Source organism: Dyadobacter chenhuakuii, assembly GCF_023821985.2.
Classification (GTDB): Bacteria; Bacteroidota; Bacteroidia; order Cytophagales; family Spirosomataceae; genus Dyadobacter; species Dyadobacter chenhuakuii.
The window spans coordinates 2,788,269-2,810,081 of record NZ_CP098805.1; the positions used below are offsets into that span (position 1 = coordinate 2,788,269).

The 21,813-nt window shown below is 45.9% G+C and carries 19 protein-coding genes and 5 tRNA genes; 8 read left to right on the forward strand and 16 right to left on the reverse strand.

The genetic code is table 11. The features are described 5' to 3' along the window. Positions 1–61: 61 nt before the first annotated feature. The 12 genes from NFI80_RS11515 to NFI80_RS11570 all read right to left on the reverse strand — a co-directional run bounded on the left by NFI80_RS11515 (position 62) and on the right by NFI80_RS11570 (position 7,752). Positions 62–135: transfer RNA gene (locus tag NFI80_RS11515), tRNA-Ala, on the reverse strand. 118 nt (positions 136–253) lie between these two features. Next, positions 254–430 (reverse strand): hypothetical protein, encoded by a 177-nt coding sequence (locus NFI80_RS11520; RefSeq protein WP_169720042.1) that lies wholly within the window; start codon positions 428–430, stop codon positions 254–256. 70 nt (positions 431–500) lie between these two features. Beyond that, on the reverse strand, positions 501–1,028 hold the full coding sequence (locus tag NFI80_RS11525) for a 3'-5' exonuclease (protein ID WP_233795833.1): 528 nt from the start codon (positions 1,026–1,028) through the stop codon (positions 501–503). Positions 1,029–1,140: 112 nt separating this feature from the next. Further along, entirely contained in the window at positions 1,141–2,163 is a 1,023-nt protein-coding gene (locus tag NFI80_RS11530) for an energy transducer TonB (RefSeq protein WP_235162966.1), read from the reverse strand. A gap of 38 nt (positions 2,164–2,201) precedes the next feature. Further along, complete coding sequence (locus tag NFI80_RS11535; RefSeq protein ID WP_026630988.1) at positions 2,202–2,555, reverse strand: PadR family transcriptional regulator; 354 nt, start codon at positions 2,553–2,555, stop codon at positions 2,202–2,204. 97 nt (positions 2,556–2,652) lie between these two features. Continuing rightward, entirely contained in the window at positions 2,653–3,123 is a 471-nt protein-coding gene (locus NFI80_RS11540; protein ID WP_026630987.1) for an Lrp/AsnC ligand binding domain-containing protein, read from the reverse strand. A 452-nt stretch (positions 3,124–3,575) separates the two neighbouring features. Continuing rightward, positions 3,576–6,464: a PVC-type heme-binding CxxCH protein gene (locus NFI80_RS11545; RefSeq protein WP_235162965.1), complete on the reverse strand. Its 2,889-nt coding sequence runs from the start codon at positions 6,462–6,464 to the stop codon at positions 3,576–3,578. Between the two features lie 197 nt (positions 6,465–6,661). Then, entirely contained in the window at positions 6,662–7,024 is a 363-nt protein-coding gene (locus NFI80_RS11550) for an iron chaperone (protein WP_233795830.1), read from the reverse strand. 262 nt (positions 7,025–7,286) lie between these two features. Further along, a tRNA-Asp gene (locus tag NFI80_RS11555) sits at positions 7,287–7,360 on the reverse strand. 25 nt (positions 7,361–7,385) lie between these two features. Further along, positions 7,386–7,490: transfer RNA gene (locus NFI80_RS11560), tRNA-OTHER, on the reverse strand. Between the two features lie 25 nt (positions 7,491–7,515). Then, positions 7,516–7,620 (reverse strand) — tRNA-OTHER (locus NFI80_RS11565). A gap of 55 nt (positions 7,621–7,675) precedes the next feature. Then, positions 7,676–7,752: transfer RNA gene (locus NFI80_RS11570), tRNA-Asp, on the reverse strand. A gap of 160 nt (positions 7,753–7,912) precedes the next feature. Here NFI80_RS11570 and NFI80_RS11575 point away from each other — a divergent pair. The 4 genes from NFI80_RS11575 to radC all read left to right on the forward strand — a co-directional run bounded on the left by NFI80_RS11575 (position 7,913) and on the right by radC (position 12,165). Beyond that, entirely contained in the window at positions 7,913–9,013 is a 1,101-nt protein-coding gene (locus NFI80_RS11575; RefSeq protein WP_235162964.1) for a Nif3-like dinuclear metal center hexameric protein, read from the forward strand. A 42-nt stretch (positions 9,014–9,055) separates the two neighbouring features. Next, positions 9,056–9,802: a zinc ribbon domain-containing protein gene (locus tag NFI80_RS11580; RefSeq protein WP_235158397.1), complete on the forward strand. Its 747-nt coding sequence runs from the start codon at positions 9,056–9,058 to the stop codon at positions 9,800–9,802. Positions 9,803–9,866: 64 nt separating this feature from the next. Beyond that, positions 9,867–11,402, forward strand: a complete 1,536-nt coding sequence (locus NFI80_RS11585) for a tetratricopeptide repeat protein (RefSeq protein WP_235162963.1) — start codon at positions 9,867–9,869, stop codon at positions 11,400–11,402. Positions 11,403–11,460: 58 nt separating this feature from the next. Further along, positions 11,461–12,165, forward strand: a complete 705-nt coding sequence (gene radC / locus NFI80_RS11590; protein WP_235158395.1) for a RadC family protein — start codon at positions 11,461–11,463, stop codon at positions 12,163–12,165. Here the strand turns inward: radC and NFI80_RS11595 are convergent, their stop codons facing one another. The 4 genes from NFI80_RS11595 to NFI80_RS11610 all read right to left on the reverse strand — a co-directional run bounded on the left by NFI80_RS11595 (position 12,166) and on the right by NFI80_RS11610 (position 15,609). Continuing rightward, the gene (locus tag NFI80_RS11595; protein ID WP_235162962.1) at positions 12,166–12,981 is read right to left on the reverse strand and encodes a PdaC/RsiV family protein; all 816 of its coding nucleotides are present in this window, start codon (positions 12,979–12,981) and stop codon (positions 12,166–12,168) included. Between the two features lie 28 nt (positions 12,982–13,009). Continuing rightward, entirely contained in the window at positions 13,010–13,744 is a 735-nt protein-coding gene (locus NFI80_RS11600) for a LytR/AlgR family response regulator transcription factor (protein ID WP_233795822.1), read from the reverse strand. Between the two features lie 48 nt (positions 13,745–13,792). Then, complete coding sequence (locus NFI80_RS11605; RefSeq protein WP_233795821.1) at positions 13,793–14,860, reverse strand: sensor histidine kinase; 1,068 nt, start codon at positions 14,858–14,860, stop codon at positions 13,793–13,795. A 104-nt stretch (positions 14,861–14,964) separates the two neighbouring features. Then, positions 14,965–15,609 (reverse strand): histidine phosphatase family protein, encoded by a 645-nt coding sequence (locus tag NFI80_RS11610; RefSeq protein ID WP_235162961.1) that lies wholly within the window; start codon positions 15,607–15,609, stop codon positions 14,965–14,967. Positions 15,610–15,694: 85 nt separating this feature from the next. Here NFI80_RS11610 and NFI80_RS11615 point away from each other — a divergent pair, with 85 nt between their 5' ends. From NFI80_RS11615 to NFI80_RS11630, 4 genes are all read left to right on the forward strand, one after another. Beyond that, the gene (locus NFI80_RS11615) at positions 15,695–16,120 is read left to right on the forward strand and encodes a hotdog fold thioesterase (protein ID WP_233795819.1); all 426 of its coding nucleotides are present in this window, start codon (positions 15,695–15,697) and stop codon (positions 16,118–16,120) included. A gap of 45 nt (positions 16,121–16,165) precedes the next feature. Further along, a complete protein-coding gene (locus NFI80_RS11620) occupies positions 16,166–17,413 on the forward strand; it encodes a chorismate-binding protein (protein WP_235162960.1) in 1,248 nt (415 codons plus the stop codon). Positions 17,414–17,555: 142 nt separating this feature from the next. After that, positions 17,556–18,653, forward strand: a complete 1,098-nt coding sequence (locus NFI80_RS11625) for an efflux RND transporter periplasmic adaptor subunit (RefSeq protein WP_235162959.1) — start codon at positions 17,556–17,558, stop codon at positions 18,651–18,653. 38 nt (positions 18,654–18,691) lie between these two features. Continuing rightward, entirely contained in the window at positions 18,692–21,787 is a 3,096-nt protein-coding gene (locus tag NFI80_RS11630; RefSeq protein ID WP_235158390.1) for an efflux RND transporter permease subunit, read from the forward strand. Positions 21,788–21,813 lie beyond the last annotated feature (26 nt).

Here is a 21,813-nt window from a genome sequence, read left to right on the forward strand (position 1 = left end):
ATTCCCATGACCTCAAGAAAAAAGCCACTTACAGAAAATTTGTAAGTGGCTGATTAATAAGTGGAGAATATCGGATTCGAACCGACGACCTCTTGCATGCCATGCAAGCGCTCTAGCCAACTGAGCTAATCCCCCATTTCAAGTATGAATTCCCCTCCGTTGAAGGGAGTGCAAATATGAAACGGAGAAAGCTTATAAGCAAGCTTGCAGCAAACTTTATCTTTTGGCAGAAAGGTCAGTGCGAAGTGATAAATTACCTCCTACCGCCTCCGAATGCTTTTGACAATGCCCAAATTACGATTGCAATTACGGCAACCACGAGAATGACACCCGTCCAGACGCCACCTTTAAAAATGCCGCCAACAACTTCACAGCTTGTAAGTGTAACGGTTAATAGCAAAACGATGAGGAAGTTGATGTATGCTTTCATGTGACGGTAAATTTAGGTTGGTACTTTCCATCACTTACCTAAAGAATCATTCCAAACGGTCCTATCGCACCTATTTAAGCATAAAATCCATAGGGATCAGGCTGTTCCGGTCGTTAAAAAGCAGTTTTTCAAATAGTTGGACAGTTGCAGCTGCATCACCGTGAGCACGGTGGCGATTTTCAATATTGATTTCCAGACTTTCGCACAGATTTCCCAAACTGTAAGATTTCAGTCCCGGAAATATTTTCCTGCTCAACTGAACGGTGCACAGTAAATCGCGCTGGAAATATTCATCCAATGCGCCAAACTCGCGTTTGATAAATCCATAATCAAACTTTGCATTGTGGGCAACAAACCAGGCATCCTTTGTCAATGCGCGAACAGAGTCTTGTACATCATAAAATGTAGGCGAGTCTTTCACCATCTCGTTATCTATCCCGGTAAGACGGGTGATAAATGGCGGGATATAAATCTCGGGATTGATCAGGGAATGGAATATATCGACGATCTGCTGGCCGTCGTGCCGGAAAACGGCAATTTCGGTAATGCGTGCTGCTCCTCCCCCACCTGTTGTTTCAATATCTACTATCGCGTACATTAACCTGCTACCTTCCCTTTTTGATTTGACTACAAAAAAACAAAAAAATCCTCGGCAAAGCGAGGATTTTTTCAATAACAAGGAGGCATTTACGCAATGCCGTGTGCAACATTTAATTGAGCTGGAAACTGATAGGCAATGTAAAGCGAACCTTTACAGGCACTCCGGCTTGCTTACCGGGAGCCCAATTTTTCATCAGCTTCACAACGCGTACTGCCTCTTCGTCACAGCCAAACCCAATTCCTTTGATTGCAGTTACATTTTCAACTTTTCCATCAGATGCAACGGTGAATTCAACAAATACCTTTCCCTGAATGCCAGCTTGTGCTGCGGGGGCCGGGTATCTCAGGTTTTTTTGGAGGAAAGCACCCATTTCCGCCAGTCCACCTTTATATTGAGGCGCTTGTTCAACGCTCCTGAATATTTCCTCTTTCCTTGTTTCTAATCCTGCTGTGGCTGGCTTTGATGAAGCAACTTCGGGCGCCGGAGGCATGATTAGCGTGATTTCCTCAGAGCCATCCAGCGTTTTTTCTGCTGGTTGGGCATTTGCCAGCTCTTCAATGGCTGGTGGGAGATTTTCAACGGTTACCTGTTCATCCGGCAAAACAACCGGCGGCAGCGAACGGACCGTTTTAGGCATTGGCGCCACTTCCTCTTTCACTGGTGGTTTAGGAAGCATTTCCGGCGTAATGTCAATCGGGTTCGCTTCAACGATATACGCAATGTCATCCGGCTTTGACTCCGGCACCAGGCGTGCGTACAGGTTGGGAAACATGACCAGCAGCAGGAAAAGCGTCACGCCCATCAGCACGGAGCGCTGGATGGTTTGCCCGTAACTTTTTCTTAAATCATAAGCTCCGTAAAGTTTGTTGCGGCCTTCGAAAACAATGTCATTTAATGATTTTTTCATGGCTAACAGATTTTGGTGATCAGCACTCAGGTTCAGGAGCGATTGCCGATCAGCCGTTTCCATCATATTATGATAGATCTGCTCAAACGGTTTCCCATCCCAAAGACGCTCTTCTGCTTCACAAGCCAAATGGTCGAGGATCTCCGGGAGGAGTTCCGGATCCAGTTTGCTTGATTGCAAATATTTATTAATCAAATCAATGCGACTTTCCTGAAGGCGTTTCATCGGATTATCTGTTTAGATATGAGCCATGTAACAAGGTTTTACTCAGTTGCCAAACTTTTCGGGGCCAATAATAATCTTACAGCATCTATAAAACGTTCAAGGTCATTGGTTTTATTACGGGCAGCCTCATTTCCAGGGGTTGTCAGTGAATAATATTTTCTCAAACGTCCATCCACCTCAACCGACTCCGTGATCAGCATTCCTTCTTGTTCTAATTTATGTAAAACAGGATATAATGCGCCAAATGTCAATGCGATAGCGCCGCCCGTTCTTTCTTTTACCTCCTGGGTTATCTCATATCCGTACATCCGGTCATGCTCAGCCAATAGGTTCAAAACTATGGTTTTCAATGTACCGCGTACGTACTCGTTACTCGTTGCGTTATTCTCCATGAGTGATTTTGTTTCTGAACAAATATATATAAGTTTTTTATATATACAATACAAAATTATCAGATTTATTTTGCTCTGCAAATGATTGTCTCAAATTTTAACTCTCGGCCAGCGGAATGGAGCGGTTAATGCGCTCTTCAAGGGAAATAAAGGTTTCGGTTCGCTGGATGCCGTTTACCTTCTGGATCTTGTCGTGGAGGATTTCCCGTAAATGTCCCGTATCACGGCATACGATCTTTAAGAATATACTATAAATACCTGTCGTATAATGAATGTTCACAACTTCCGGAATGCCTTCGAGCTCGGTCGCCACTTGTTCGTAGAGCGAGCTCTTATCCAGGTAAATTCCTAAAAATGCACTGATGTCCCACCCCAGTTTGGCAGGGTCGATGACGAGCTGTGAGCCCTTCACAATACCCATCTGTTCGAGCTTTTTCATGCGAACGTGTACGGTACCGCCCGATACAAATACCCTTTTTCCAATTTCTGTATAGGGCAGTGCCGCGTTTTCAATAAGCAGAGAAAGTATGCGCAAATCCGTGCTGTCTATATCTGAATATTTCTGCATTTAACATTCAATGTTTGAATTTTTCATAATAATCCTATCCAAATTATGAAACAATTGTAAATTTTAACAATTTTAAATGAAAATATTTTATATTTTAGTCTAGAAGTTTTAGTTTTGCAGAACCAAAGTATGAGGCATGTTTAATAAATGCCTCTTGCAATGAGAAATGTCACATTGTAGGGTGATGAAATTGGCAGCCATGCCCTCCTGTCTCGGGGGTGGTGAATAAGGGATAAACGCGGCATAATGCCGACGCAAGTCGACTGGGGTGGACCACCAACAGTATTTGTACCGTAGCTAACCGCACCGTGGGTGGTTCGAATCCCCCTCCTACAGCAAAAAAAACTTGACAAGCGAATTTTTTCGTATTAGTTTTATTTGGTTTTTAGTTTGTTGATGAAGTGTAATTTGACACGCGGGTTCATTTTGAAACCTGCGTGTTTTTTTTACACCTATTTCTCATCAAGCACCTTACCAATCAGCATTTGGCTCTCATGATTTTCATGCGAATGCATTTTTCCTAATTTGTCATTCAGTTCCTTCAAAACCTTTTTCGAATCTTCTGTCCCGATGGCAGCCACGCGTTGGATGGTATACGGCAGAATTTTCGGCAATTTCGCCTTCTCGGCCATTTGCAATGCCCTTTTCATATCCAATGCAGCCAGCGGTTCAGCAGCATACCAGACCATGAGCGGCAGGTTATGGTCATCTTTATCCTCTTCTTTCTGCATCAATGCATTCACCACATCCCAACGCTGAGCGGGATCAAGTCGGAGCATTCCTGACGCCAGATAAAGCCTTACCATGGCAGATTGGTCATTCTGGGCCATTTCTGTGAATTTCTTTAATGCTTCCGGCGAGACTTGTTTGTCTTCCGTAAGTAACTGCACAGACCAGCTTCTGATGTATTCGTTTTCATTGCCCAGCAACTCCACGAGATCTTTGTCTTCCAGACCTTTGGTCACATGCAGCGTCCACAATGCACGCAGCTTGCGGGTTACGTCCGGGTTCTTGGCTAACATCTCCTTTAATGCTTTGTGCACTTTCTTATTGGGACCTCGTTCCTGCAAAAGTGTGCGCGCCTGTCTTACGTAGTAATCGTTATCATTAAGCTGATAATTAACCAATTCCATATCAGATGCCTTCGTCAGGTCCACTTTCACCCACTTGTCGTTTTCATGCGTGATCTTGAAAATTCTACCCATCGTTTTGTCATGGACGTCGGGGTTAGGACTGTGACATTGGTTTTTGTCGTACCAGTCAATCGCCCAAACCGAGCCACTTGCATCATATTTGAAATTCAGCCATTGAGACCAGGAATCGTTCATTGCCAGAAAATCCGGCCGGTGCTGCGCTACATAACCTGACCCTTTTTTCTCAAAATGGTCAATATTCATGCGGGCGCCGTTAATGTTGTTCATGAAGATTTCATTGCGATATTCCTTTGGCCAGCTGTTTCCAAGATAAATCATCGCCCCGGCATGCGCGTGCCCGCCGCCAGCAGCAGCCGAACGGAAGTTGCCCGCATGCGGACCGCGTTCGCCCAACCAGTGGACGTGGTCGCCGATGGTCTTGATATCGTCGTAAGTATATGGATTAAAGTGCTTGCCCGCCTGACGCTGGTAACGCGCGCCCTGAATGACGTGATACATGTGCGGGATCACGCACACTGTAATAAACGGATGCCCGTAATCATTGAAATCAATGCCCCATGGATTGCTCGAACCTTCTGCGAAAACCTCGAATTTCTGCAATGTGGGATGGTAACGCCATACACCGCCATTGATTTTTGCCCTGTCTGCCACTGGTGTTCCCGGCTTGCCAACCACAGAATTCGTAAAAACGCCGTGCGTTCCGTAAAGCCAGCCGTCAGGTCCCCAGCGGAAGCTGTTCAAAACTTCATGCGTATCGTCCAGGCCCCAGCCGTCCAGCAAAATTTGCTCCGGGCCAGCCGGTTTGTCCGTTTTAGGGTCAATTGGAATAAAGAGCATATTGGGAGCCGAACCCAGCCAAACGCCGCCCATGCCCACTTCTATCCCACTAATTAGATTGAGGTTTTCTGCAAAAACTTTTTTACTATCCAATGTGCCATCACCATTCGTGTCTTCCAGGATTAAAATGCGGTCCCTACCCTGCCCTTCAGGCGCACGAACGGGATAAGTATGCCCTTCCACCACCCATAACCGGCCTTTTGCATCAATTGTAAAAGCAATGGGCTTCACCACTTCCGGCTCGGATGCGGCCAATGTGACTTTGAAACCTTTCGGCGGCGTCATGGCAGCAGCCGCTTTTTCACCCGAAAGTCCTGCATTCAGAACCGGGTCCAGCGGCGGGAGGATAATGATATCTTTTTGTTTGAGCTCATTGGGAAATTCGGGGCGGCTCGGGTAAAAAAGGAATTCATCAAAATTGATATGCGCCCATTTATCGTCTGCGATGTAAGGGATTTGCGAGATACCCGTCTCATTATCAATGATTCGGATGAAGATATCTTTGTCTAAGTATTTTTGTAAGTCAACAACTGCAGGCTGTAAAGTGGCGCGCCCTTGTCCGGTGATGTGATAAATAATGCTGTCCGTCCCGGCCAGGACCAGCTCCACGCGTGTATCCGCCAATGCGCCGCCCGAAACTTTAAATGCCGCGAAAGGTTGTGTCACTTTAAATGGCGCTGAGGTTAAGGCTCCCGTCGCTTTGTAATTTTTGTTGCCGCCGCTGCTCAGGAAATATTTGCCGTCAAAACCGATTTTCATATCTTTTTCATGCACCGGCGAGGGATCCTCGCTGAGTAACGGATTTGTAAAAGCATCGCCCTTTGCCGTCCAGTCTTTCAATGTGCCTGTTTCAAAATTCAGGTTCAGCGGCTTGCCGTCCTTCATAGCCAACTGTCCGGCAACTGTCATCTCGTTCACATTCCCTTCCACTACTTCGAAGCTTCCTACCATGCCCGCCGCACGGTGTCCCGGCACGGAACAGAAATAAGTATCACTTTCCTTCGCCACGAAGTTGATGCTCGTACTAGAACCCTTTTCCAGGATCACCTTGCTTTTAAGCCCCAGCTTTTCCAACGATATGTCATGCGTCATCAGCTCGCCGTTGGTGATTTTTATGCGGACCTTATCACCCTTATTAGCCTTCAATGTTGGATTACGCGCACCATCCGGAGCGAAGTAGCCCAGCATGGTCGCCTCTAATGCATACTCCCGATCAAATTTCCCGGTGTCCGCTTTGGTCTCAGTTGCTTTGGCTGGTGAAGCTTTCTGCTTTTGCGCCACGAGCGGTGTTTGCAATGCCATCAAGCCAACAATAAATGACAGCAACAATGATTTTGGAAGTGTGGACATAGGAATTAAGATATTGGAGCTAAAAATAATCCATTTAAAATCAAAAAAAAGCAATAGATATGGTCCAGTGCAGTTGAGTTTACACCACACTAAACTTTACAATAATCCGGGACGAGAATAGAGGAGTTTTTTAAAAAGGACGCGACGGCAAGGTTATACTTATTGGCATAAGCCGTCAATAGAGGAGCATCAAAATGTCAGGACTTGCTGTTTTCTTCCAATCGCCAGGCGACAATTTTAGCGATGAGTTCTAGCGGCATCGGTTTATCGATCGGAAAATGCACCGAACCTTTCGTGCCTTTATAGCCTTCAAGATCCGCTTTCAATGATTCTGCCAATGCCGCAGAAACAGGATATAACGCAATATGCTTTTTCCAAGCCGCGAAATAAATCAGATAAGTCCCATTAAGATTAAATGTAGGCATATCGTAAGCAATGGTCTCCTCCGCTTCCGGAGCAGCCTCCCGCACCACTCCCCGAATCTGCCGCAAAGCCTCCTGCACTCCGGAAGGGAAGTTAGCAATGTATTCATCGATGTTTTTTGGTTTTGAGGACTGCATATCAGGCATTAGTTAGGGAACGTAAGTGCTTTGGGTTCCCTAACTTAGTACAGTTTAATGAATCGAAACGCATAAAAACGAAAAAAGCCCAGATTTCTCTGAGCTTTCTGCGGTCTGGTGGTACGGCATTCGGGCGGGGCTCGAACCGCGGCCCGCTTCCCTGCGTGACAGCCTGCGCTGCCCGGCCAACTATTCTAACCAACTGAACTACCAAACGAAACGCATAAAAACGAAAAAAGCCCAGATTTCTCTGAGCTTTCTGCGGTCTGGACGGGACTCGAACCCGCGACCCCATGCGTGACAGGCATGTATTCTAACCAACTGAACTACCAAACCAATAATTTCAAAACTTTAACTCTTCTGGCGGTCTGGATGGGACTCGAACCGGGCTGCGTAAGTCCGCGACCCCATGCGTGACACCTAACGTAGGCCGGGCATGTATTCTAACCAACTGAACTACCAAACCAATAATTTCAAAACTTTAACTCTTCTGGCGGTCTGGACGGGACTCGAACCGGGCTGCGTAAGTCCGCGACCCCATGCGTGACACCTAACGTAGGCCGGGCATGTATTCTAACCAACTGAACTACCAAACCATTAAATAAAGAACTTCACTTTTTGCCATCCTTGCGGATAACACTTTAACTCTTCTGGCGGTCTGGACGGGACTCGAACCCGCGACCCCATGCGTGACAGGCATGTATTCTAACCAACTGAACTACCAAACCAGAACAATTTCACAGCACTTTCCTGTAAAACGTGGTGCAAAACTAGTATTATTATTTTCCATTGCAATACTTACGACGCCAATTTAGTTATTTATTTGCAAAATATTAGTGTCAGATTAATGAAGAATCTGAAAGTGAAACAGTTGTATCCTACACAAAAATGACATTTATAAAAGAAATTATTCAGGTTCTCGAACAACTTGCTCCGCCAGCCTATCAGGAAAGTTACGATAATGCCGGATTAATCGTAGGATCAGGCCAGGTTGAGGTCTCCGGCATATTACTGACGCTGGATGTGACTGAGGAAGTGGTTGCCGAGGCAATCGACCGGAATTGCAACCTGATTGTAGCGCATCACCCCATAGTTTTTAAAGGACTGAAAAAACTGAACGGCAAAAATTATGTGGAACGGACTGTGCTGAAAGCCATCAAAAACGATATTGCCATTTATGCAACCCACACCAACCTCGACCACGTTACCAACGGCGTAAACTGGCAAATCGCAAACTTGCTTGGATTGGAAAATATCCGTGTCCTCGCGCCGAAAAAGCAGATTTTGTCCAAACTGACATTCTTCTCGCCAGTCGCAAACACGCAACCCATTCTTAACGCGCTTCACGATGCGGGCGCAGGGAACATTGGCAATTATTCAAATTGCAGTTTCAAAACAGAAGGAACAGGAACATTCAGGCCGAACGCTGCGGCCAATCCGGTCATCGGCAAAAATGGCGAGCAGGAGGAAGTGAGGGAACATAGGGCTGAACTCATTTTTCCTTCCTACCTGGAATCCCAGATCCTTCGTGCACTGCGGCAGGCGCATCCTTATGAAGAAGTGGCCTATTATCTATCCTCGCTGGAAAACGAAAACCAGGAAGTGGGCGCGGGTGCGTATGGCGAATTGCCGGAGCCCGTCGAAACGGAAGCATTTCTGCATTTGCTAAAAGAAAAAATGAATTTGCATGTGATCAAGCATACCAAACCGGTGAGAAATGCGGTCCAGCGGATTGCTGTTTGCGGAGGGGCCGGCAGTTTTTTATTGCCGAACGCGATTGGGGCCGGTGCAGATATCTTTGTAACCGCCGACTACAAGTACCACGAGTTTTTCGATGCAGAAAACAGTATTATGATCTGCGATATCGGACATTACGAGAGCGAAGTGTTTACGAAAAATTTACTGTATAACTATTTATCGGGAAAATTCCCTAATTTTGCACTCTGTTTGTCAGAAGTCAATACCAATCCGGTACGATATTTTGTTTAAACCTTCACTTTACGCATTGAAACAAGTCCATTAAAGACATACATGGAAAACACAATCGCACAAAAATTAGACGCTCTCCTGAAATTGCAGGAAATTGATTCAAGCCTTGACGAAATACTGAAAACGCGTGGTGATCTTCCTGAGGAAGTACGGGATCTGGAAGATGAAATTATTGGCTTTGAAACACGTTTAGGCAAGTTTAGAAGTGAAATCGCCAACCTGAACTCTGAGATCGACAATTTCAAGAACGCTCAGAAAGAAGGTGAAAAACTGATCAAAAAATACAAGGATCAGCAAATGAATGTTCGCAACAACCGTGAGTATGATGCGATCACCAAAGAAATTGAATTGCAAGAGCTTGATATGCAATTGGCTGATAAGAAAATCAACGAAGCCAAAGCCCGTATCCGCCTGATCGAAGATGACGCAAATCGCGCGGAGTCCGTTTTAAATGAAAGAAACGAAGATTTGAAAGCGAAAAAAGGCGAATTGAACGTCATTACAAGCGAAAGTGAAGCTGAGGAAAAAGCACTGATCGTAGAGAGAGAAAAGCATGTCAAGAAAATCGAGGACCGCTTATTGAAATCTTATCAGAAAATCCGTGATAACTCAATGAATGGTCTGGCTGTCGTGCACGTGTCACGCGGTGCTTGCGGAGGATGTTTCAGCATCGTTCCCCCACAACGCCAGGCTGATATCCGTGAACGCAAAAAACTGATTGTTTGCGAACATTGCGGACGTATCCTTGCAGACGTCGAAAGTGTTGAGCCTGTTCATCAGCGCAGATAACATTCCATATAAAAGATTAAGAGGTTGTCTTACCCGGACAACCTTTTTTTATGTGCTTACAAAGATGAATTGGAAAAGTAACTGGCATATTTCCGTAACTGCATTCCTGCGGCAAGCAATGCTGGCTTTGCTGCTTGCATGCGCTTTCTCCGTGCAAGCCGAAGACTTACAATATGACGTTATCTTTACCCCAAAGCTTCAGAAAGCCTATTTTGACATTCAAAAATTGCGTTTACCATCTGCCCGGGCATTAATCAATGCGGAACGCAACACGGAAAAAACCAACGCATTTATTCCCTATCTGGACAATTATGCTGACCTGCATTATTTACTGATTTCCGAGGATAAAGAGGCTTATAAGGAATTGTCACAGCTTGAAAATCCCCGTTTACAGGCGATTGGAAATCTGCCGGATAATTCTCCTTACAAACGTTTTCTGCAAGCCGAGATACGCCTGCATTGGGCATTTGCCAAGCTTAAATTTGGAAATGAAGTCAGTGGATCGTGGGAAATTATCAAGGCTTATAAGCTTTTGGAAGAGAACCGAAAACGCTTTCCCGATTTCCTTCCCACATTAAAATCACTAGGGCTTTTACATGTCCTAATTGGCTCTATTCCAGAAAACTATGGATGGGTAGCCAAAATTCTGGGCTTAAAAGGCAACATTCAAAATGGGATCAACGAGTTGCGCATTGTTGAAAAAGAGGTGCCTTTTTTCAAACAGGAGGCCGAGCTGATCGACTTACTATTGCACGCCTACACATTACAACTCTCCCCTGCCCAGCAAACGCGCCTGCGGCAGTGGCCCAAGCAACAGCCGGATAACCTCCTGATCCATTTCTTTGCAACAACTGTCCTGATGAAGGAAGGTAAGAGCGATGAAGCAGCACAGTTCCTTGCCGACGCACCTTCCGGAGATCCGTACATTTCCTTCCCTTTTTTGGAATATTTAAAGGGGGAAATCAGCTTACAAAAGGGTAATTATAAGCAAGCTGGTGAGCATTATACATCATTTTTGAAGCAATATAACGGCTTCAACTACATCAAAGACAGCAATCTTAAACTGTTTATGTCGCACTGGCTTAATGATGAGGACCAGCAAGCGAATGTTTATATTAAAAAAGTTAAGGCAGCCGGCAGTGCAATCATCGAAGCCGATCAACTTGCGGAACGGATTGCGGCAGAATTCCTGTCCGGAAAAATAAGTCCACGTCAAAAAATCCTTTACAAAGCACGATACGCGACGGACGGAGGCTATCTGAAAACTGCTTCATCGCTGATGGAAACGGTTACCGAAAAATCATTCATATCGACCGAAGAGAAAGCGGAATTTAATTACAGGAAAGGAAGGATTCTTCAAAAATCGGGTCAGGCTGCGGCTGCAATTCCCTATTACAACAGGGCACTTACCATCGCACAGCAAGAGGCCGCTGGCTTTGGAGCAGCCTCTGCGTTGCAGCTGGGCTATATTTTCCTAGAAAAAAATGACAAGCCCAACGCCATTGCTCACTTCAAGAAAGCAATGGCATTCAAGAAACACGAATACAAAAACAGCATTGACAATAAGGCCCGCGCCGCGCTCACTACGCTAGGCCAATAATTTTTTGTGACCATTCTCCCGTAGCCACGTCTAAAAGGGAAAGTCATCTATTTCCTTTATGTCAAAAAACGGATTCAAAAACCCTCTGAAAATTTTAAGCTGGTCTGAGGAAGACCGCCCGCGTGAAAAATTCGTGCACAAAGGCAGGACCGCGCTGTCCGATGCAGAACTGATCGCCATCCTTATCGGATCCGGAACGCCTAGCATGTCCGCAGTGGACCTCGCAAAAATCATCATGCAAACTTGCGGCGATAACATTAACGAACTTGCAAAGGCTACTGTCAACGATTTAAAAAAGCATCCCGGGATTGGCGAAGCGAAGGCGATCGCGGTGCTGGCGGCGCTGGAACTCGGCCGCAGGCGAAATGACCTCATAGGCAAGCAAAAACGGAAAATCACGAGCTCGAAATGTGTGTATGAGGAAATGAAGCAGTATTTGCTGGACAAGCCCAATGAGGAATTCTGGATCATCCTCTTAAACCGGGCGAACCAGGTGATGCGGTGCGTTCAGATCAGTGTTGGCGGGGTTTCAAGCACGTCGGTGGACGTTAAAGTAATTTTCAAACTGGCCGTAGACAACCTGGCCAGCTCGGTCATTTTGGTCCATAATCACCCGTCGGGCCAGCTTGTGCCGAGCAAAGCCGATACCGCACTTACATTACAAATAAAAGAGGCAGGCCGATTGCTCGACATGCCAGTTCTGGATCATATGATCTTTACAGATAACGGTTATTACAGCTTTATGGATGCCGGTGAAATGTGATCAGAAAACCTTATCGCGGTGAATCACGCCATTCAGCTCGGCGTAAGGAATCGTAAAATGAATGGCCCCGCGTGCATATGCGGCAATTTCGTAGGGATTGTAATAAAACAAAATTCCGTCAGGCGTGAACACGTAAGCAACGGGAAGTACAAACTTGTGATTCAGCAGGAAATAACCTGCCTCTTCCAGGTCAGTTTCCGCGCTTAGCTTTTCTGTTTTTCTGAATGCCTTGTCAACCAGGCTTAGCAGCTTGGTAGAATCGGAAATAAAGTCTTTCATCTCAATTTCGGCTCCTGTTTTTGTATTAAAAGCATGGTATGAACGGAATGTATTGGGATGAGCGCCTCCGGTGAAAGCGTAATGATCGAGCTGGTAAAACAAGATTTTAGATGTAGAAAAAACCGTGTCGCCTTTCAGCTCCACTTCCCAGCAACCAGGAGCGTCGGGAAAATCCTTTTTGAAGTCGTTGTAGTTTTTCTCAAAAACTTCAAAGGCGCTTTTAATGCTTTTCCCTGCTTCCGGGTTTGCGGCAATGCTGGCCGAATCTCCATAAGAGTTGATTCTTTGAAGAGATTTCTGTGTTAATGTCGTCCGGATTGCCTTGGCAGCCTCGCTGGAATCGGACGGCTCCCATAAATTGAGTTTGATGGAAATGCCTTTGCTATTAACCGTGTCACAACCTCCAAACTGTGAACTTACTTTGCTGCCAACGAGTTTTTGCTGACCGCCTTCCGAATTTTCCCGCTCGCCGGAACGATTACAGGCCGTAAAAAATGACATAGCCAGCAGGAAAGCACCAATTTTAATCAAATGCATTATATTTTCGATGAAATGGGAAAAGCAATTATAAACTCATCAGCTCCTTAAACCGGATGGCCTGACGGCGCGAGATCTCGATTTTGTCGCCGCCTTGCAGCGTAACAAGCAGTCCGCCGCTAAACCAGGGTTCTATTTTTTCGATCCAGTGCAGGTTTATAATGTGCTTGCGATTGGCGCGGAAGTAAGTGTTGGGTTCCAGCCGCTCTTCCAGATTGTTCAGCGATTTCAAGACCAAAGGCTTTTGATCATCAAAATGCAGGCGAACGTAATTTCCCATGGATTCAAAAAGGCGGATCTTGCCCAGTTTTACAAACCAGCATTTCTCACCGTCTTTCACGAACACCTGATCATTCTCGCCAAGCACTTTTTCTGCACGTTCATGCGCCTGGGCAGGTGCCTCCGGCTGCGCCTGATTTTCCTCGATGCGATGAATTGTATCCTTTAAACGCTCAGAATCAATTGGTTTTAACAAATAATCTAGTGCATTGAACTCAAATGCTTTGATCGCATATTCATCATAAGCAGTTGTAAAAATCACCTCCGGGCTTTTTCCCTCGATGGACGAAAGCAATTCGAAACCATTTTTGCCTGGCATCTGAATGTCCAGGAACAGCAGTTCCGGCTGTAATTCTTCAATCATTACCAAAGCCTCTTCCGCATTGGCCGCTTCCCCTACAATGTCAATCTTGGTATAAGGTTCCAGCAATCTTTTCAATTCGTTTCTTGCAAGGCGTTCGTCGTCGACAATAAGAGTCCTCATAACAGGTCAGTTAGGAATTAAATGAAGTTTAATAATTGATGTAAGCTGTCAGTTGCGTTTCCCTGTCTCCTCACCCACCATCATCACGCCTTCCGACAACATTGGAATCCTTACTTCGGAGCAAACCACGTCTTGTTTCTCCTGAAAAATGCGGAAGGCTGCGCCCTTACCATATAAAATAGACAGCCGCTCGGCCGTGTTCTTCAAACCAACGCCTCCCGAATCCGTGTTACCCAGATTTCCCGAGTTAAGAATGGTAATAATCAGCAGCTCGTTTGCAATTTCCGATTTTACATCGATAAATCCACCACCCATTTCCTTTGAAACGCCATGCTTAATGCCGTTTTCGACCAAAGTTTGGAGCATCATAGGTGGGACCTGCCAGTAAATGGCTTGCGGATCTGTTGCTATGGAGTAACGTAGACGATCTTCATAGCGGACCTTTTCAAGTTCCAGATAATCTTCAACAGTTCTCAGTTCTTCTTGTAAATCAACCGTTTTGCGTCTGTCGGCCAGTAAAGAATTTCGTAAAATATTGGATAACTGTGTGATACTGAGCTGTGCTTTTTTAGGATCTTCATACACCAGTGCGCGGATGCTGTTCAATGCATTGAATGTAAAATGCGGGTTCAACTGTGAACGGAGGACCTTCGCCTCTGCTTCCCGCATGGACATTTTCAGCATGATCTTCTCATATCCGGCAAGCCTTGTTTGCTCTATATAATGATAAACCGTGTAAGACAAGATCCAGGCAAGAAGGTTTTTGCACCAGTTGGCGTAGTAACCCCAGAAAACAAGCGGCTGATTCAGTAAATTTTGTTCAAGCACTTTCCTGTCCATCGGCTGATTGACCAGTGTCATAATCAGTCCCAATAACAAAACGGAGCCGATCACGCGCAATGAAAGCCGCGGAAGCGGTAAAGAAGACCAGTTCCATTTCCGGATCACAAGCCTGTACACGTGCGTGAGGCAAATGCCTAAAAGAATGTTGGCTAATGCTGTGTAAAATACTCCGACTTCAAAACCAAATTCAAGCGCATAAGGCACATACTCGAACATGATCAGTAAGGTCCAGCCGAGAATTTGTAACGTCCAATAAGTACGTTTTTTGGACATAAAGTTTTTTCTGTTGTGCTGCTTGAACTTTGGCAAATGTATCCCTGTGAACTGCACCTCAGTTCACAAATACACCAAAGGAAACGAATGTACACAAACGGTTTTTACAAAGTTTGAGGAATTTCTAGGGACAACAGGTGGGTAATGTTGTTGGCCACTTCCAGCTCAAACTTCCCTGTGTCGTAAGAATAGTTGATTTTGTACAAACACAGGTTACTATGCTCGTAATCATCCATATTAACAAGAGGCTGATTGAAAAGCGTGGTAAGCAGCACCCGCATGGCGCGGCCGTGCATGGCAATCAGGATATTTCTTTCGTGCGGCCGGGACAGAATGGTCTCGATCACCGGGATCTGGCGCTCGCGCACCTGCAAAGGACTTTCTCCTTCTTCTGCCGCAAGATCAACCTGACCGTTTTTCCAGGCAGTGACCAGCTCGCGGTAATAGTTGTTATCACCCGTGTTCGGTTCGCGGCCTTCGCGGTTTCCCCAGGAGATCTCGTTCAGCCCTGCATAACTTTCATGAGGGATACCAAGCCTGATGAACCCACGAACTGTTTGATGTGTTCGTTTTAAATTAGAGGTGTAAATTTTATCAAAAGGAACATGTTGATAAGCATTAAAAAAAGCGGCAGCCTGGGCTTCGCCCCATTCATTCAGCAAGGAATCAACACCGCTTCCCTGAACCACTCCCCTGCGGTTAAAATCTGTTTCACCGTGACGAATGAGGTAGATAGACTTTCTTTTCAAAATAATAGGATTTTTTAAATATTAATTTTGCAAATACCTTGTTTTTAACCTTTACAGCAGATACAAATTTATACAATTTTTAGATATGTTCACCAGATCCATTACGTTAGATGCACTTCATTCTTTTAGTCAGAATACAATTTCCAACCATCTCGGAATCGAGTTCACAGAAATTGGGAATGATTATATAACTGCAAGAATGCCAGTGGACAAGCGTACGCATCAACCATTTGGAATTTTACACGGCGGCGCATCTGTTGTTCTGGCAGAGACATTGGGCAGCATTGCATCATTTCTTTGTCTGCCCGACCCTGATAAACAACATGCGGTGGGTCTGGAGATTAATGCAAATCATATCCGGTCTGCCAGGGCGGGTTTCGTCTACGGAACTGTGCGGCCGATCCACCTGGGCAGGACAACTCACATTTGGGACATTCAAATCACCAATGAAGAAAGAAAGTTGGTATGTATCAGCCGCCTGACAGTTGCTATTGTGAATGCCGACCGCTGACATTATTTTGCAGGAAAATAACCTAACGATTAGATTAAAGACTAAATGCTTTCAGTACAAACCGACACACGACTTTCCATATTTGAGGGATTACAGGTTGAGGAGCTTTGGACAGCATCCAGACAATTGGGATTTCCGTCGGCATTATGGAGATTACCGCACAGGAATGAAATTCAGCTGCTGATTTCGGTTCGGGACGGAATCCGAAAATGTCAGCCTGAGCTCGAAAAACTCTCAGCCGGCTTCGTCGTAAGCAACTTTCATTGGGAAACCGATCAGGAGGTGCTGTTTCTGGAAGGCGACATTATTCTGACTTTTTCTGACGATAATAGTATAAAAGACATTGAAAATAACGTCAGCGAGGAACATCCGGATGTGATAAAGCTGGTAACGCTGGCCACTGAAATTGCCAAAGATGCCAATCCGCATGCCTATCACAATGCTATTGCTATCAACGATTTACCGGATCTGAATGCCCGCGACCGTTTTAAAAGGACGGTCGAGTTGGCTGTATCTGCTATCCGCCAGGGCCAGTTTAAAAAAGTAGTATTATCCAGAACAAAGGACTTAGCCTATTCTGAAAACTTTCAGCCCGCCAAAGCATTCTGCAAGCTGGCAAAAGTATATCCGCATGCATTTGTTTCGCTGGTTAACCTGCCCGATCAGAATGAGTTATGGCTTGGGGCGAGTCCGGAGGCATTGGTACGCCAGGATTCTAATGGCACTTTCAGGACAATGTCGCTCGCGGGAACGCAGAATGCGCGGAATGAAGCTGGTGAGCTTATCCCGAAGTTTGATATTCGCTGGGGCGAAAAGGAGATTGAAGAACATGCGCTGGTTAGCCGTTACATTGTGGAATGTTTCAAGAAAATCCGCTTCCGGGAATACACGGAGACCGGCCCTAAAACAGTTCTGGCCGGTAATTTATATCATTTAAGGACTGATTTTGAAGTGGACACGGCGACATTGAACTTCCCTGAGCTCGCGTCTGTGATGCTTAAACTCCTGCACCCGACCTCTGCGGTTTGCGGCGTGCCCAAACTTCCCAGCCTGCAATTCCTTACCGAGATCGAAGGCTATGACCGCTCATTTTATAGTGGCTTTATCGGGCCGGCACAAGTGGGCGGCGATACAAATCTTTTTGTAAACCTGCGGACGGTGAGGTTTAAAGATGGAAAAGCAACATTTTTCGCGGGTGCCGGCATCACCGAAGATTCCGTTCCTGAGCGGGAATGGGAAGAAACGGAGATGAAATGTGATACACTTCTGAAAGTAATTGCGCAGGAATTCTAAAAATATATTTTCTGCTATTAAACTTTTATAGTAGAAAAAAGTCCAATAGGTTTTAGATTAATATATAATTTTGGGAAAGACCCGAATTTCGATATTATTAACAACAACGCCCCCTAAACCAAAGCTCTGGAATTATTATTTTATGAATCCAAACACAAAGTCTGTATTTTCGAAAATACCGAATCTGAATAAAACCCTCTCCTCTGTAATCCTCTCGGGTACGCTTCTCTTCACATTTTCATGCAAGGAAAAAAAGGACACTTTTCAGGCGAAGGGTGGCGGCGGACCTACGATCGTTGACGTCATCATTGCCAAAAGTGAAAATGTAAGCGACAAGGTCGAAGTTAACGGAACAATTGTTGCTAATGAATTTGCCGAACTCAGACCGGAAGTAAGCGGACTGCTTACATTTCTCAATGTTCCTGAGGGACAAACTGTTTCCAAAGGAACGGTGATCGCCAGGATTAATAATGCAGATTTACAGGCGCAGTTGAACCGTACAAAAGTGCAGCTCGAACTTGCAGAAACCACTGAAAAGCGATTGAAACAGCTTGTGGCCGTAAACGGCATCAACCAGGCCGATTACGATCTGGCTGTGAACCAAGTCAATACATTTAAGGCGGATATGGCTTACACGCAGGCTTTGATCGACAAAACCATTATTCGTGCGCCATTTACGGGTGTTATAGGTTTAAGAAAAGTAAGTGAAGGTTCCTACGTGACGCCAACGAACGTCCTTGCTACCATGCAGCAGCTGGCCAATCTGAGGATCGATTTTACAATTCCAGAAACCTACCAGAAATATGTAAGGAAAGGTGCCAATGTAGAAGTGCTCCTGGACCAGAATTCCGGAAAAAGAGAAAGTGCACGGATTATCGCCCTGGAACCGCAGGTTAACCAGTCTACCAGGAACATTACGGTAAGAGCTGTGCTGAATTCCGGCTCCACAAGTCCGGGTTCGTTTGCGAAAGTATATTTGAATGCGAGTACGAATAAATCCAGTATCCTGATCCCTACCAACTGCATTATACCGGAAGCGATGGGCAAAAAGGCGGTTACCGTGAAGGGCGGAAAGGCGGTTTTTGTAGAAATCCAGACTGGTGACAGACGTGAAGAAGTAGTTGAAGTGACCAGTGGCCTGAGCGTTGGGGATACCGTAGTTGTTTCGGGCGTGTTATTTGCCCGTCCTGATGCCCCAGTGAAAGTGAGAAGCGTAAAAAGCTTGAATGCTGTGAAGTAATTACGGCGGTAGAACAACTATTTCCTTGAACCTGACCTATGAACATTTCTGAATTATCATTAAAACGGCCCGTTTTGGCCGTAGTTATGAACCTGCTCATCATCCTCTTCGGTGTGGTAGGCTATAACTTTCTCTCACTCCGCGACTACCCGGCCATTGACCCGCCGGTTGTAAACGTCCGCACGAGTTACACCGGTGCGAACGCCGATATCATTGAAAGCCAGATCACTGAGCCGCTTGAAAAAAGCATCAATGGTATTCCCGGCATTAAAAGTATCAGCTCATCCAGCCAGATCGGGTCCAGTAACATTACTGTTGAATTCAACCTGGAATCGGATCTTGAAGGCGCAGCCAATGATGTTCGTGACAAAGTAAGCCAGGCGCAGCGCAACCTTCCGCAAGATGTGGACGCGCCGCCGGTGGTAAGCAAGGCGGATGCAAACAGTGATTTTATCCTGCTTCTTGCGGTTCAAAGTCCATCCAAGGGTTTATTGGAATTGAGTGAATATGCAGAAAACGTATTGCAGCAAAGTCTTCAAACCATTGACGGCGTAAGTGCCATCAATATTTTCGGGCAAAAGCGTTATGCCATGCGCATCTGGCTTGATCCGGATAAAATGAGCGCCTATGGCATCTCTTTCAATGATATTTCAACAACATTAAGCTCTGAAAACGTCGAGTTACCGGCGGGAAAGATTTACGGAGCCAACACCGAGCTGACCATCAGGACAATGGGCCGGCTTACCAGCGAAAAAGAATTCAGCGATCTCGTTATCAGAAATGACAGTGCAGGGATTGTGCGTCTGGCTAATGTTGCAAAAGTAGAGCTTGGCCCTGAAAATGAGGAACAAAGCTGGAAATACAACGGTATGTACGCCGTTGGTCTGGCTGTAATCCCGCAACCGGGAGCCAACTATGTTGAGATTTCAGATGAGTTCAACAAAAGGCTTGCAGAGATCCAAAAATCAAATAAATCGGACATTACCTTCAATGTTCTCCTGGATAACACGCGACTGGTTCGTCAGTCTATCCTGGAAGTTGAGGAAACCCTGCTGATCGCGTTTTCACTCGTGGTAATCGTTATCTTGTTCTTTTTCAGGAGCTTCATCGTTGCTGTCCGGCCATTGATTGATATTCCGATATCGCTGGTTGCGACGTTCTTTATCATGTATCTGTTCGGGTTTTCAATAAATATATTGACCCTTCTAGGCATTGTACTGGCAACAGGACTCGTGGTGGATGATGGAATTGTAGTCACGGAAAACATTTTCCGAAAGCTTGAAAGCGGCCTTCCGATAAGGCAGGCTGCATTGGAAGGAAGCCGCGAGATTTTCTTTGCTGTAATTTCTACCTCGCTTACCCTTGCCGTTGTGTTCCTGCCCGTTATTTTCCTCGAAGGTTTTGTCGGCAGTCTGTTCAGGGAATTTGGTATCGTCGTGGCTTCCGCGGTTTTGATCTCAGCATTCGTTTCGCTTACGATCACCCCGGTTTTGAATGTGTTTTTAAATCGTAAAAGTGCAGGCCATGGCTGGTTCTACAATAAGACAGAGCCATTTTTCACAGGAATGGAAGATGGATACAACCGGTCACTGCGCGGCTTTATGAAGGCACGCTGGCTTGCCTGGGTTTTGGTGGCCGCCTGCGGTGTGCTTATTTATTTTACCTACACCAACTTACAAAGTGAGCTGGCACCAATGGAAGATAGGAACAGCATCCGTTTCAACCTCTCGGCGCCGGAAGGAACCAGTTTTGACCAGATGCAAGGCGTTTCGGATCAGTTATCAAACTTCCTGAACGATTCCATTCCCGAAAAAGCATTCACATTCTCCGCAACCCCGGGCTTTGGCGGTGGCGGTGTAAACAGCGGCACGGCAAGGATTGGCCTTGTCCCGGCTGGCGAGCGTAAGAAAAGCCAGAACGACCTGGCTCAGGAAATCAATAAGAAGCTGGCGCGTTTCAATGATGCGCGGATTTTCGCAACTCAGGAACAAACCATTGCCGTTGGCCAGGGCTCACGGGGCGGCTTACCCGTTCAGTTTGTATTACAAAACCTTGATTTCAACAAGATTTTTGAAGTATTACCCAAATTCCTGGAAGAAGCGCGGCAAGATCCGACATTCCAGAATGTGGACGTGAACTTGAAATTCAACAAACCTGAGATCCGGCTTACGATTGACCGCTTGAAGGCAAGAGATCTTGGATTGTCGACAACAGACGTTGCCGGTGCGATCCAATCTGCATTTAGCGGAAGACGACTTGCCTATTTCATCATGAACGGCCAGCAATATCAGGTAATCGGCCAGGTGGAGCGTTCCGAACGGAACAAGCCTGCTGATATTTCAAAACTTTACGTGCGGAATAACCGGGGTGAAAATATTCCGTTGACGGCCGTTGTTCAGATGAAAGAAGAAAGCGGCCCGCCTACGATTTATCACTATAATCGTTACAAGAGCGCAACGGTTTCTGCATCATTAGTGGAGGGAAAAACCATCGGCGACGGTGTGGCCGCTATGCGCAGGATTGCCGCAAAACTGCTGGACGAATCATTCCAGACGTCACTGACAGGCTCTTCGCGTGACTTTGAAGAAAGCTCGTCAAACACCAGCTTCGCATTTGGATTAGCATTACTGCTTGTGTATCTGGTGCTTGCAGGACAGTTTGAAAGCTTTACAGATCCATTTATCATCATGATTACCGTGCCGCTTGCGTTAGCGGGTGCATTGCTAAGCTTGTATCTTTTTGGTCTCACGATCAATATATTCTCTCAGATCGGGATGATCATGCTCATTGGCTTGGTAACCAAAAACGGGATCCTGATCGTGGAGTTTGCCAACCAGAAACGGGAACAGGGAATGGGAAGAATGGCCGCCGCCGTGGAATCTGCCACACAGCGTTTACGACCGATTCTTATGACGAGCCTTGCCACGGCCTTCGGAGCATTGCCGATTGCGCTTAGCCTGGGTGCTGCTGCCACGAGCCGCGTTCCGCTGGGTGTGGTTATCGTGGGAGGGTTAATGTTCTCGCTGATCCTGACATTGTTTGTGATCCCGGCGGTTTATACGTTCATCTCACCGAAAAACCACAAAATGACCGAAGAACAGAAAATGGCAGAAGAGCTGGCTGTTCAGCATTAACAGCCATTTTTCCTGAAATATTTATA